This window comes from Chelatococcus sp. HY11 (assembly GCF_018398335.1).
Classification (GTDB): domain Bacteria; phylum Pseudomonadota; class Alphaproteobacteria; order Rhizobiales; family Beijerinckiaceae; genus Chelatococcus.
The window spans coordinates 1-12354 of record NZ_JAHBRX010000003.1 but is presented as its reverse complement, the minus strand read 5'-3'; the positions used below and the strand labels follow the sequence as shown (position 1 = coordinate 12354).

Genomic DNA, 12354 nt, shown 5'->3' with positions numbered 1-12354 from the left:
TATCCCTGAAGGGCAGCTATGAAGCTTCTGGTGTGTGTGAAACGCGTTGTTGATTTCAACGTGAAGGTTCGAGTGAAGGGTGACGGCTCGGGCGTCGAGCTTGCCAACGTAAAGATGGCCATGAACCCGTTCGACGAGATCGCCGTCGAGGAGGCGATCCGGCTGAAAGAGCAGGGCAAGGCGAGCGAGATCGTGGCGGTGTCGATCGGCCCGCAGCAAGCGGGCGAGACCATCCGCACGGCGCTCGCCATGGGCGCCGATCGCGGCATCCTGGTGAAGACCGACGCGGCGGTGGAGCCGCTTTCGGTGGCGAAGCTTCTGCAAAAAGTGGTCGAGCAGGAAAAGCCCGATCTGGTGATCCTCGGCAAGCAGGCGATCGACGACGATTCGAACCAGACCGGCCAGATGCTGGCGGCTCTGCTGGGCTGGCCGCAAGGCACCTTCGCGTTCCGGCTGACGCCTGCCGAGGGATCCATCGACGTGACCCGCGAGGTCGATGGCGGTCTGCAGACGGTGGCTCTGAAGCTGCCGGCGGTCGTGACCACGGACCTGCGCCTCAACGAGCCGCGTTATGCCAGCCTGCCCAACATCATGAAGGCCAAGAAGAAGCCTCTCGACGAGACCTCCCCGGAGACGCTCGGCGTCGATATCGCGCCCCGCCTCAAGGTGCTCAAGACCGTCGAGCCCGGCGGCCGCAAGGCGGGCGTCAAGGTCGGCTCGGTGGCCGAACTGGTTGAGAAGCTCAAGACCGAAGCCGGCGTGCTCTGAGAAGGATTGATTTGACCATGACCACATTGCTGATCGCCGAACACGACAACGCTCACCTCAAGGACGCGACCCACAAGGCCCTTTCCGCCGCCGCCGCTTTGGGCGGCCCGGTTCATGTGCTGGTGGCAGGCGCGAACGCGCAAGGCGCCGCCGAGGCGGCGTCGAAGCTGGCGGGCGTCGAGAAGGTGCTGCTGGCCGATGCCGCGCCTTACGAGCACCAGCTCGCCGAACCGTTGGCGGCGCTGATCGTGTCGCTCGCCGGCCCCTACGACGCCATCGTGGCGGCCGCCACCACCACCGGCAAGAACGTGCTGCCGCGGGTGGCGGCTTTGCTTGACGTGATGCAGGTCTCGGACATCACCAAGGTGGTGTCGCCGGACACCTTCGAGCGGCCGATCTATGCCGGCAACGCGCTCCAGACCGTGCAATCGGGCGATGCCAAGAAGGTGATCACGGTGCGGATCTCGGCCTTCCCGGCCGCAGCCGAGGGCGGCGCCGCCCCGATCGAGGCGGTGGCGGCGGCAGCCGATCCGCTGCTCTCCAGCTTCAAGGGCGAGGAGATCGCCCAGAACGATCGGCCCGAACTGACCTCGGCGAAGATCATCATCTCGGGCGGCCGCTCTCTCGGCTCGGCCGAGAACTTCGCCAAGTACATCGAGCCGATCGCCGACAAGCTCGGAGCCGCCATGGGCGCCTCCCGCGCGGCGGTCGATGCGGGCTATGCACCCAACGACTGGCAGGTCGGCCAGACCGGCAAGGTGGTGGCGCCGCAGCTCTACATCGCGGTCGGCATCTCGGGCGCCATCCAGCATCTCGCCGGCATGAAGGACTCGAAAGTCATCGTGGCGATCAACAAGGACGAGGAGGCGCCGATCTTCCAGGTCGCCGATTACGGCCTCGTCGGCGATCTCTTCACAATCCTGCCGGAACTGAACGACGTCCTCGCATCCATCGACACGAGGTAGCCAGCACAATGAGAACGATGCTCGAACAACTTGAAGACCGGCGCGCGCGGGCGCGGCTCGGTGGTGGCGAGAAGCGCATCGCGGCGCAACATGCGCGCGGCAAGCTGACCGCCCGCGAGCGGATCGAGCTGTTGCTCGACCACGGCTCGTTCGAGGAATTCGACATGTTCGTGGAGCACCGCTCGACCGATTTCGGGATGGAGAAGACCCGCATTCCCGGCGACGGCGTCGTCACCGGCTGGGGCACGGTCAACGGCCGTACGGTGTTCGTCTTCGCCAAGGACTTCACGGTATTCGGTGGCTCGCTGTCCGAAGCCCACGCGCAGAAGATCATCAAGATCCAGGACATGGCGCTGAAGATGCGCGCGCCCATCGTCGGCCTGTTCGATGCCGGCGGAGCACGTATTCAGGAAGGTGTTGCGGCTCTCGGTGGTTACGGCGAGGTCTTCAAGCGGAATGTGATCGCATCCGGCGTCATTCCGCAGATCTCCGTCATCATGGGCCCCTGCGCCGGCGGCGACGTGTATTCGCCGGCGATGACCGATTTCATCTTCATGGTGCGCGACCGCTCCTACATGTTCGTCACCGGCCCCGACGTGGTGAAGACGGTCACCAACGAGACCGTGACGTCGGAAGAACTCGGCGGCGCGAAGATCCACACCACCAAATCTTCGGTGGCCGACGGCGCCTATGACAATGATGTCGAGGCGTTGCTGCAGGTGCGACGGCTGATCGACTTTCTGCCCTCCAACAACATCGACGGCGTGCCGGAAATTCCGAGCTTCGACGATCCGGACCGGGTCGATGACAGTCTCGACACGCTGATCCCCGACAATCCCAACAAGCCCTACGACATGAAGGAACTGATCCTGAAAATCGTCGACGAGGGCGATTTCTTCGAGATTCAGGAAGCCTTCGCGCGCAACATCATCACGGGCTTCTGCCGCATCGAGGGCCGCACCGTCGGCATCGTGGCGAACCAGCCGATGGTGCTGGCGGGCGTGCTCGATTCCGATGCCTCGCGGAAAGCTGCGCGCTTCATCCGCTTCTGCGACGCCTTCGACATTCCCGTCGTCACGTTCGAGGACGTGCCGGGCTTCCTGCCCGGAACCTCGCAGGAATATGGCGGTCTCATCAAGCATGGAGCGAAGCTGTTATTCGCTTATGCGGAGGCGACGGTGCAGCGTGCGCGAGAGGCGGCTGACGCCACCGCTAAGGGCGCATTGTGGACCTCGATCGCAGTGTTTCTGGCAATGCTGCTTGGCATGGGTGCGGCCATACTCGGGTCGAGGAGGGGCACGCGCGAGGCTTTCGCGCTTAGGACTACGGCAAGAGTTCGCTGACCCTGTCTTATTTCTCCCCTGCGCAACAAACTGAGGCGCAAGCAACTTCCAGCGGGCGAGGCTGACAATCAGGACGCCTCGCCTCCGCAATCCGGCGCCGCCACCATTTTCTGTTCCAGGGACGACCGGCCAAGGGTCCGTTGGGAGCGGAGTGTTGGAACGGCCGTGAGGATAGCCACATAGAACCCCGACGAACTCGTCGAGGCTCTTCGTAAAGGCTAGGTTAGCCCTATTCTCTGGAGTGTTGAGCGGGAACCAGGCGGCACTCACGGTCCGGCGCAAACCTTCGATTTCTTTGAGACCTTCGATCTCTTTGAGAATGAACGGAGCGACCTCCGCGCGGAAACGGTCAACGGAAATGTCTCTCTTGGCCTGCTCATGTCGTCCTCATGATGAGAACATAATGAGGACACCTGGAGCGACGAAGGTCTCCGAACCCTCATTTGTGTTGCGCTAGTCTTCTCGAACGCCGCTTGAAAGCGGCATGGCCAAGAGATCGGTCGCTCGTCACTCCGCGGTACTCGATCTCGACGCGCACATCAGGCTTTGTCCAGATGACGGCCTTGTCCTTCAGGCCCGCGATTGGGGCTTTGTCGACAACCAAACGGGCCAGCCGCCGCTCCAGATCGCGCGCCGTGGCGCCGCTAAAAGCCCGAGCCGCCCCCCCCCGACGGGGTACAACACCCCTCCCCGCTCTTCAGCTAGGCGAACGCTCGCCAACTCGTAAGCGGTGTTTCCGGGCCATCTTTCGGGAGTGATCGCGATCTGTGAGGTTGCCGGTCCTGTATTGGATCGGAGATAGATTTGTGTCTGGACTTGACCTTACGCTTGACCCGGAGCGGCAGCCTCGGCGTTTCGAGGTGATCAACGGTGCTGGCGGCCGGCGTCACTGGTCGATGGATGACAAGGCGAGGATCGTCGCGGAGACGCTGGAGCCGACCGCAATCATTTCCGAAGTTGCCCGGCGTTATGGTCTCAGGCCGCAGCAGGTGTTCGCCTGGCGGCGCGAAGCGCGCAAACAGGCCGCTTCGGTGCAGCAGGAATCCCTGGCCTTCGTATCCGCGGTGGTGACAGCCCCGCCTCGGGGATCCGCGCCGAAGCGTCCTGGACAGCCGCGGAGGCGCAAGAGTATCCGCGACGTTGGGATGATCGAGCTGGAGATAGACGGCATTGCCATGCGGGTTGGCCGAGGCGCCGACGCCAAGACGGTTGCGGCGGTGATCCGTGCGCTGAAGGCAACCTCGTGATCGGGCCGACGGGCGCCGTCAAGGTCATGGTGGCGACGAAGCCGGTAGACTTCCGCAAGGGGGCGGAGGGGCTGGCTGCGTTGGTGCGCGAGACGATGGGCGCCGACCCGTTCAGCGGTGCGGTGTATGTGTTTCGTGCCAAGCGCACGGATCGGATCAAGCTGATCTTCTGGGACGGTACCGGCGTCTGCCTCTATGCAAAGCGGCTGGAAGACGGGGAGTTCCGCTGGCCAAAGGTGCAGGATGGCGTGATGCGCCTGACGGCCGCGCAGTTGTCGGCGCTGCTTGAGGGGCTCGATTGGCGGCGGGTCCATGAAGCCCGCCAGACAAGCGTTCCCACGCAGGCGAGTTGATCCGCGACGAAGTGAATCAGCCTCGATTCCGCTGTCGCCCGGAGCCGGCGAATATGGTCTGCTCCCGTCATGGCGATGACGGCGGACCAGCTTCCCGACGATCCGGATGTGCTGAAGGCGATGGTCCTGGCGCGCGATGTCGAGAACGCTCGCCTGACCCAGATCATCAAGGAATTGCAGCGCCACCGCTTCGGTCGTCGGGCCGAGAGCCTGCCTGAGGATCAACTCCTTCTTGGCCTCGAGGAAGCAGAGCAGATCGAAGCAGCGGGCGAGGAAGAAGCCGAACACGCTGATCCGGCTATCCGCAGGGAACGCGCTGCGAAGCGGCGGGCGAACCGTGGCGCGCTGCCGCCGCATCTGCCACGCATCGAGATGGTCGTCGACATCGAGGACCATGCCTGCCCATGCTGCCGCAACGACCTTCATCGGATCGGCGAAGACGTCAGCGAGCGGCTCGATATCGTGCCGGCGCAATTGCGCGTGATCGTCGTGCGTCGACCCAAATATGCGTGTCGTGCCTGCGATGACGTGGTCGTGCAGGCTCCGGCGCCTGCCCGGCTGATCGAAGGCGGTCTGCCGACCGAGGCGACGGTCGCGCAGGTTCTGGTCTCCAAATATGCCGATCATTTGCCGCTCTATCGTCAGGCGCAGATCTATGCTCGGCAGGGTATCAACCTCGACCGTTCCACGCTCGCCGACTGGGTCGGCCGCGCCGCCTGGCACCTGCGTCCGGTCCACGAGCGGCTGTTGGAGAAGCTGAAGGCCTCGCCGAAGCTCTTTGCCGACGAGACCACGGCGCCGGTGCTGGATCCCGGCCGCGGCAAGACCAAGACCGGGCAGCTCTGGGCCTACGCTCGCGATGACCGACCATGGAACGGGAGCGACCCGCCGGGCGTCGCCTATGTCTATGCGCCGGACCGAAAGGCGGAGCGACCGATCGCTCATCTCGCGGGCTTTACCGGCATCCTGCAGGTCGACGGCTATGGCGGCTATCGCGTGCTGGCCGGGAAGAGCGGCGCAACGCTCGCCTTCTGCTGGGCACACGTACGCCGGCGCTTCTACGAGCTCGCGGCCGCCAGCCCGGCGCCCATCGCCAGCGAGGCGCTCCGGCGCATCGCAGAGATCTATCGCGTCGAGAACGACATCCGCGGCCAGTCGGCAGGCGAACGTCGCACCGCGCGCCAGGAAAGGAGTCGGCCGCTCCTGGCCGAACTCGAGCCATGGCTGCACGAGAAGCTCAGCCTGATCAGCCAGAAGACCAAACTCGCCGAGGCAATCCGCTATACGCTCTCACGCTGGGAGGGGCTCACCCGCTTCCTGGACGACGGACGTATCGAGATCGACTCCAATACCGTCGAGCGGTCGATCCGACCGATTGCGCTCAACCGCAAGAACGCTCTCTTCGCGGGCTCTGACGGTGGCGCCGAGCATTGGGCTGTCGTCGCTTCTCTCATTGAAACCTGCAAGCTCAACGACGTCGAACCGCTCCGCTACATCGCCGACGTGCTCGCAAGGATCGTCAACGGCCATCCAAACAGCCAAATCGACGATCTCCTGCCTTGGGCCTATATCGCCGCTTCCGAGATCAAGGCCGTGGCCTGAGAACACCGCTTACGCCAACTCGCCTGCCGTCGTCTCATATCCGATGACGAGGAAAGTCTCGGACTGGATGCACTTCGTCTTGCGCCAATCGAGGCGCCGGCCGGAGCAGTACGGCGCGTCGAGACGATCCCTTCCAGTCCATGACGGCAGGCATGGGCCCAGATGATGGGTCCATCACCTTCGATCTCCTCCGACAACATGATGGTGCGGCTGGTCAGGTCGACAATGGATTCCACGCATCCCGCCGATCCTCAAGCTTCCAGGGACGTAAGTCGTGCCCGTCGAGAAAGAGGAGATCAAAAGGCGTAGAGCACCGCTCGATCGGCCGTGCAGCGGGAAATCGATCGGTCCAGTCGCGGCCCCGGCGGGTCCGGATAGTCACCTTGCCGTGGTTGATGAAAATAGAAATACGATAGCAATCCCATTTGATCTCGTGCATCCATTCAGGCCCGGTGGGTGCCCTCAAGACGAGCGTAGGGAGACATGGCTCTATCCAATCGGGGATCGGAAGGTCAAAGAGCGTGGCTTGGCGCGGGTCTACGGTGTCGCCGACGAGAGGCCGACTCACGGCTTTGGTCGCGGCGACATTTGCTCGCTGGATCGGCCGGCGCGGCTTCTTAAGGGTGCCGCCGCGCCATCAGTGAGGCGAATCGAATTCGATCTCAGTTAATGCTTCATCTCGGACGCTACCATATCCACGCTATGTCGATTGACACTCGCAAGAATGAGTCCGAGCGTCCCACTTCAAATTACAAAGTCACCTCACAGGCTAACGCCTCGGAAGAATGACCGTAAAAGTTGTTCCGGTATTGGCATCTGAGGTAACCGTGATCTCGCCGACGTGGGCCGAAACGATCTTCTTCGCAATAAACAATCCGAGCCCGAGATTGGTGGTAACCTCGCCCCCTACGTCGGTCTCGTTGCCCCGCGTCATGAAATCGAAGATCGTTTTGATCTTTTCCGAACTGATCGGGGCCCCCTCATTGTTCACGGATACGACGACCTTCTCTTGGCGGTCGGAAACCGTCACAGAAACAGTCGATGCTGGCGGACTGTACTGAATGGCGTTGCCAATCAGGTTCGAGAAGACCTGCCCGATCCGGATCCTATCCCACTCGCCTTCGGTGTTTCCGATGATTTCAGTTTCGATTGAACGCCCCTCGGAGAGGGCACGCATTTCATCCCTGAGCTGGATGGCAAGTTGCCCCATGTTCATCGGCGCCTTCACCATCGGAAGGTCGGCTCCGAAAGCCGAGCGCGTAATGTCGAGAAGGTCATTCAGGATTGCCGTCGCACGTTGGGTGGTGTCAACAATCTGAGATGCGAGACGAGTTTGCCTTGCGCCCGTCACGCCCATTTTGACCATAGCCTGCGCTGCCATAGACGCCGCGCCGATAGGATTGCGCAAATCGTGCCCCAAGACGCCGAGAAAGATATTCCGCGAGTTGGTGACAATTTCCGTGTACTTGGCAACTGACTCAGTCATAGCCTGATCGATGGCTTCGTTGAAACGAGTGAGCTCATCGAGATCTGTCGCAGCAAGAGCCTCTTTCCCCGCCATCCATTGCTTGACCACGCTCGCGCGCAGGGCGCGGTACTCTGACACCATTTGATCGATATCGAAGCCGTCGCCGAGGCGAAGCGTCGCGTGGACCTCGGCTGCACTCTGCGCAAAAGGGGAGTCCTCTGGCCCTAAGCCCCTCGACTTGTCGGTCTGCTCTCGGGGAGTTTGCGAGGTTTCAATGTCGTCTGCGATAAAGCATACGAGGCGGGCAATCTCCGGGCCTAGCTTTTCACCATCCTCAGGAACCTGTTTTTTAGCGGCACCCGTCGCGCCCGACGAGAGGTCGAAGATGGCGGACGGTTCCTTGGCCCTTTCGCTCAGTGTTCCCCCTGAACAGGAGGACAAACTCGCCCATCAACAATTCGCCGCTGCCTTCGCGTGTCTTCCGCTTGACCATCAAGAGGCGCTAGCGCTGGTTATTCTGGAAGGTCTCTCCACTCTCCTATGAAGAGGCTGCCGTGGTTCGACCCTTAACAGCGGCGCTCGCAAGCTCGACCTATACCTGACGAGGGGCGGGCGCCTTGGCGCGCTACCATTGCTGCTCGCTTCTTGTGAGATGAGCTACCCGGTCTGCCGCGATCGAGACTGACGCGGTTGTCTGCTTGCCATAAACTCGTAGGCAATCACCCCGACTCCGAAGCCGATCAACAATGCACAGCGACCCCGATCGGGTGCCGGCCGATCGCATCCACCGTTGCGGTCTGTCTCCTCTGAACGCTGCTCTCCAGACCGGGGAGATATTCCCGGCTTTTGGCGAGCAGATTTTCGGCCGCCCCCCGTGCTCCGTCCGAGAGGGCGGCTGCGGCTTGGCGAGCTTGCTGCGCAACGCCCGGTATAACACCTTCGACGCCAGGCTCTTGTAACGAAGAACTCGCCGTGTCCCCTTCGCCGCGAGGATCACCGGGAGCATTTGCTCACCTGCACGGATACCGGATCGCTGGCCGGGAAGGACTCTTTGATTCCATGGTCGAGCCTCTTGTCCTGGCGCTCGTCGCTGTTGATCTTCATTTCAGCGGGTTTGTCATCCCGATCGCTGGCATTCAGCATGGTTGGGCTCCTTTTGTAGGTTGGCAACGCTCCCCTCAGCCACCCGTTCCCGTCGGGTACGCCCTGATTGCGGAAGTGAGGAACGTCAGCTCACTGCCTGAGGAGAAGCCACGCTGCGACACAAAGGATTGAGACAAGGGACAGTGCAAGCCCGATGCTATGCCAAAGAGCAGCGCGTCCCTCCCATCTTTGTGTCAGTTCTTCGACCGCTTCCGTGAGCTGAATTTTCAACGAAGCCCTGAGCCGTCTGCGGGCCTGCCAAGCCATTCCGTGCAAGACGACAGACAGGCCACCTGCGACGATAGCCAAGCTCAACGATAGGTCGTGCAGGTCCGTGCTTGTCACCTCACAGCTCCGATTCTAGCCGTCTGAAATGCTCCGCGGAAAACGGCGAGGAAGATTGATCGGCGTTGTCATGGCAGGGTAAATCTTTGGCGTCGCCAATGCAGGAATGGTGCGGAAGATATCGGCCGGGCGTTTCGCCCGGAAGGCGCGGGAATCAAGTTCCGGGGTGGAGTACATCACACGATGCCCCAGGCGCGATAGCGGCGCCGTCCGGTGAGTTCGCGGGGCAGTGCGCCGCCGAGCTGGATCAGCATCAGGTCGACGGCCTTGGGCGTCACCCTGAGGAGCTTGGCGCCAAGCGCCACCGTCACCAGCGGGCGCGACAGAAACAGCGCGACGAGTTCGGGCAGCTTCGAGTTGCTGCGGCGGGTTCGGGTGACCCGGTCCATGGTCTCGCGTGCGAGAAGCAGACGCTCGAGATCCTTCTGTCCCTGGGCGATCGCTTCCTCGACGATGGCGCAGAAGCCCGCCACAATCTCGGGTGCTCCTTCCCTGCCCTGCGGCCGGAATTTCGCGGTCCGAAAGCCCGAGGCCAGCGGCAGCAGGTGGTCGGTCAGACCACGCGCCCGCAGGATACAACCGGCCATGATGAAGCCGAGCCAGGGCTGGCGCGGATAGAGGTTGAGATCGAGCCAGGCTTTCCAGGCGATTGCCGCGGCGGCGACCGCCGGCCATGGTGCGGTACGCCTGACGACATCGAGCCAGAGGTCTTCATCCTCGCCCTCGTCGATGTCAGGGTCATAGACCAGATGCGAACGGCTGGTGCGGATCGGCGTCTCGCCGGCGAGCACATTGTTGGTGCGTGCGAGCAGGGCATCGATATCGGCGAACTGCGCCTTCCACGGATCGGCGTCGGTGGCGAAGGCCGGAAACGCGTCGTTGTTATCGTCGTCCGCGGCCGAGGGAGAGGTCGAGCGTGCCCCCCTGCCCTCCCCGCTTGCCGGCATGATGCCGCGCAGGGCGGCGAGACCGTCGATCGAGAGTGGCCACGGCGCCTTGCGGACCATCACGGTTCGTCGCGCGCGCAAGGCCGTCGCGGCGCGGGTCAATTCGTGGGTCGGACTTCTGACATCCATGCCGGCATCGTGCAGCACGACGTCACCGATATCGACGAGATGACCGTCGAGGATCAGTGCCCGCACCGCCTCGGTCATGTCGCAGCGCGATTGCCAGCCGGCCGCAAGACCGGAGGCCTCGAGCCGCGCATCGAGTTTCATGACCGCGATGGCGACCCGTTCGAGCCGGCCGGCGATCGCCTCCCAGGGCAGATCCGGCAGGTCATAGAGTTGCGGCCGGATTTCCTCGTCGCGACCGAGATCCCCTATCCTGCCCCCGACGACCATGCTGCGCCCCACGAATCATAAGTGGTTGACCCACCAAAGGTTAAAGCTGCTTGCGGAAGCGAAGCAATGGCTTTCTACGGCTCGTAGATGGGCTGGACGGGTGCGTTCAGAAGCCCCTCCGCAGCCGATTTACGACCGCCGCCCGCGTTGGCCCGGTCACCGCGCTCAAATTCGCGATCGCGTGCCAGAATCGCCAGAGATGAGCCATTCTAGGGCTGAGAATGCCCGATAAGGGAAGCCCAATCGGGCGTGGTGATTAACGCAACGTTCTCAAACCACGTCATCAAACGACCGTTTTCTCGTGTCTTTTGAAATTGTACGCCGCGCTCGTTTCGCCGTTGGAGTGTCATTTGTCACAGTGGACTGCACTGGCGGGACAAAGCTGACTTCAGTAGGGGTCACCGGCGAGATCAGGCGTCCGGGCGACGAGAAGCGGCGCCAACACCGGAATTCCCAAGCTTTTGAGGGTTTCGTCAGTCTGAGCCACGAACCGTGCACTGCGCGGCTGATGATTGAGCATTCGGCGCAGATCGATCGCAACGTCGTCGTTTTCACGGGCCAGCATGGTGATGTTCTCGATTTCGATGGGCATCAGTTGGAAATCCCGCACGAGAACGGCAGGCGAGACGGCCCGTGACGCTTCAGCCTCCAATGGGCGCGTGGATGCTTTCAAAGGCTGGAAGCCCGCCCTGATCAGCGGCCGCATGGCCAAGGCAGCGACTTTCAGCACGTTCGCCCGCTCCAAACGACCCAACTTCTCGTAAATACCCCAGCGCCCCAGGGCATGGCGATAGGGCAGGCCTGCTGCTTCCCACGCAGCCTCAATTATCGGACGTGCCACATCCTTCATGCGGCGCGGGCGGCAGATCTCGTCGATAACGCCACGCAGAACACGAAGCCAAAGGCCTCCGTGAACAAGGCGGCCACCGGGCAACTGTACCCTGCCCTTCGTAACGGCCTGCAGGGTCAACCCGTCGAGCGCCGCGAGTTCTGTGGCGGTTTCCTTGGAAACTGGATACTCGGATTGTTCGGCGGGACTGGCAGCGTGCAGCAGGACGCCGTGCTTCGGGCAACTCGCCATCCAGTTCGCTCGCCAATGTAGCCGGCCGAAACGCTGCCGATCGCCCCGCAGGCATTCAATGCACCCGATCATCTTGCCGTCGGCGAGATCGTCCGAGATCCAAGGGAGCCACCAAGCAGCCCGCGCCGGGCGCACTCGCAACGCCGGATTCTCAAAGATACCAAACTGACAGCAATAGGCTCGAAAGATGTCGCCTCGCGGCGACAGACTGTCCAACAGATAGGGCACATAGGCCGCCATCGTCATGGCCCGGATCCGACCAATAGCAACACCTGTGCGTTCCGCCAGCTTCTGGATCAAAAGAGCCGATGGCCAGAAATCCGCCAATTCGATATCCGGCCTGTTGATCCCCAGGGCTGCTTCAGCGAATTCGCCGACGCCCATGTCATAAGCATCAGCGAGCCGCCACAGCCATGAAGACAAAGCTTCTTGCGGCAATGGCTGAGGATGAATCGGCAGCCTTGTCGCCATCCTCAGACCAGAAGCTTCTCGGTGAGACGTCGGCGGTCTGCCGGACCTTGGTATTTCATCTGGCGGAGCGACCGCTGATTGATCGCCTCCTCCCCGCCTTCGACCGCGGCAACCGCAGCCGAACGCAACAGAGCAGCTATTTCCCCTATGGTCCCGCCTGTGCGGGCCAAAATCCAGCTCTGCAGATCGGCCGAGTTGAGAAATGACGGCTTACGAAGCGGGAAC

At 62.4% G+C, this 12354-nt stretch carries 9 protein-coding genes and 3 pseudogenes; 6 read left to right on the top strand and 6 right to left on the bottom strand.

Annotation, left to right across the window (positions count from 1 at the left end; all coding sequences use genetic code 11):
• Positions 1 to 18 precede the first annotated feature (18 nt).
• The 3 genes and pseudogenes from KIO74_RS29610 to KIO74_RS29600 form a co-directional block, all read left to right on the top strand.
• Positions 19 to 768 carry an electron transfer flavoprotein subunit beta/FixA family protein gene (locus KIO74_RS29610; protein WP_213339374.1) on the top strand — a complete coding sequence of 250 codons (750 nt, stop codon included), beginning with the start codon at positions 19 to 21 and terminating at the stop codon, positions 766 to 768.
• A gap of 17 nt (positions 769 to 785) precedes the next feature.
• Positions 786 to 1733 (top strand): electron transfer flavoprotein subunit alpha/FixB family protein, encoded by a 948-nt coding sequence (locus tag KIO74_RS29605; RefSeq protein ID WP_213339372.1) that lies wholly within the window; start codon positions 786 to 788, stop codon positions 1731 to 1733.
• Positions 1734 to 1741: 8 nt separating this feature from the next.
• Positions 1742 to 2914, top strand: a pseudogene (locus tag KIO74_RS29600) (acyl-CoA carboxylase subunit beta); the annotation flags it as partial.
• 601 nt (positions 2915 to 3515) lie between these two features.
• On the opposite strand, the pseudogene KIO74_RS32745 reads toward KIO74_RS29600, so the two are convergent.
• A pseudogene (locus KIO74_RS32745) lies at positions 3516 to 3728 on the bottom strand (ATP dependent DNA ligase); the annotation flags it as partial.
• Positions 3729 to 3882: 154 nt separating this feature from the next.
• On the opposite strand from KIO74_RS32745, the gene tnpA reads away from it, so the two are divergent.
• The 3 genes from tnpA (at position 3883) to tnpC (ending at position 6278) form a co-directional block, all read left to right on the top strand.
• Complete coding sequence (tnpA, locus tag KIO74_RS32740) at positions 3883 to 4323, top strand: IS66-like element accessory protein TnpA (RefSeq protein ID WP_213331181.1); 441 nt, start codon at positions 3883 to 3885, stop codon at positions 4321 to 4323.
• A complete protein-coding gene (gene tnpB, locus KIO74_RS29590) occupies positions 4320 to 4676 on the top strand; it encodes an IS66 family insertion sequence element accessory protein TnpB (RefSeq protein ID WP_213331182.1) in 357 nt (118 codons plus the stop codon). The genes tnpA and tnpB overlap by 4 nt, the downstream gene beginning before the upstream one ends.
• A gap of 69 nt (positions 4677 to 4745) precedes the next feature.
• The gene (gene tnpC, locus KIO74_RS29585) at positions 4746 to 6278 is read left to right on the top strand and encodes an IS66 family transposase (RefSeq protein WP_213331183.1); all 1533 of its coding nucleotides are present in this window, start codon (positions 4746 to 4748) and stop codon (positions 6276 to 6278) included.
• A gap of 769 nt (positions 6279 to 7047) precedes the next feature.
• Here tnpC and KIO74_RS29580 read toward each other — a convergent pair.
• From KIO74_RS29580 to KIO74_RS29560, 5 genes and pseudogenes are all read right to left on the bottom strand, one after another.
• Positions 7048 to 8187 (bottom strand): sensor histidine kinase, encoded by a 1140-nt coding sequence (locus KIO74_RS29580; RefSeq protein ID WP_249731655.1) that lies wholly within the window; start codon positions 8185 to 8187, stop codon positions 7048 to 7050.
• 552 nt (positions 8188 to 8739) lie between these two features.
• On the bottom strand, positions 8740 to 8889 hold the full coding sequence (locus tag KIO74_RS29575) for a hypothetical protein (protein ID WP_213339370.1): 150 nt from the start codon (positions 8887 to 8889) through the stop codon (positions 8740 to 8742).
• A 521-nt stretch (positions 8890 to 9410) separates the two neighbouring features.
• Positions 9411 to 10577 (bottom strand): RHE_PE00001 family protein, encoded by a 1167-nt coding sequence (locus KIO74_RS29570; protein ID WP_249731654.1) that lies wholly within the window; start codon positions 10575 to 10577, stop codon positions 9411 to 9413.
• 388 nt (positions 10578 to 10965) lie between these two features.
• The gene (locus tag KIO74_RS29565) at positions 10966 to 12129 is read right to left on the bottom strand and encodes a TniQ family protein (RefSeq protein WP_249731653.1); all 1164 of its coding nucleotides are present in this window, start codon (positions 12127 to 12129) and stop codon (positions 10966 to 10968) included.
• A 2-nt stretch (positions 12130 to 12131) separates the two neighbouring features.
• A pseudogene (locus KIO74_RS29560) lies at positions 12132 to 12354 on the bottom strand (TniB family NTP-binding protein); the annotation flags it as partial.

Coding starts and splice junctions, on each gene's coding strand:
- KIO74_RS29610 (WP_213339374.1), top strand. CDS start 19: ATGAAGCTTCTGGTGTGTGTGAAACGCGTTGTTGATTTCAACGTGAAG.
- KIO74_RS29605 (WP_213339372.1), top strand. CDS start 786: ATGACCACATTGCTGATCGCCGAACACGACAACGCTCACCTCAAGGAC.
- tnpC (WP_213331183.1), top strand. CDS start 4,746: ATGGCGATGACGGCGGACCAGCTTCCCGACGATCCGGATGTGCTGAAG.
- KIO74_RS29575 (WP_213339370.1), bottom strand. CDS start 8,889: ATGCTGAATGCCAGCGATCGGGATGACAAACCCGCTGAAATGAAGATC.
- KIO74_RS29570 (WP_249731654.1), bottom strand. CDS start 10,577: ATGGTCGTCGGGGGCAGGATAGGGGATCTCGGTCGCGACGAGGAAATC.
- KIO74_RS29565 (WP_249731653.1), bottom strand. CDS start 12,129: ATGGCGACAAGGCTGCCGATTCATCCTCAGCCATTGCCGCAAGAAGCT.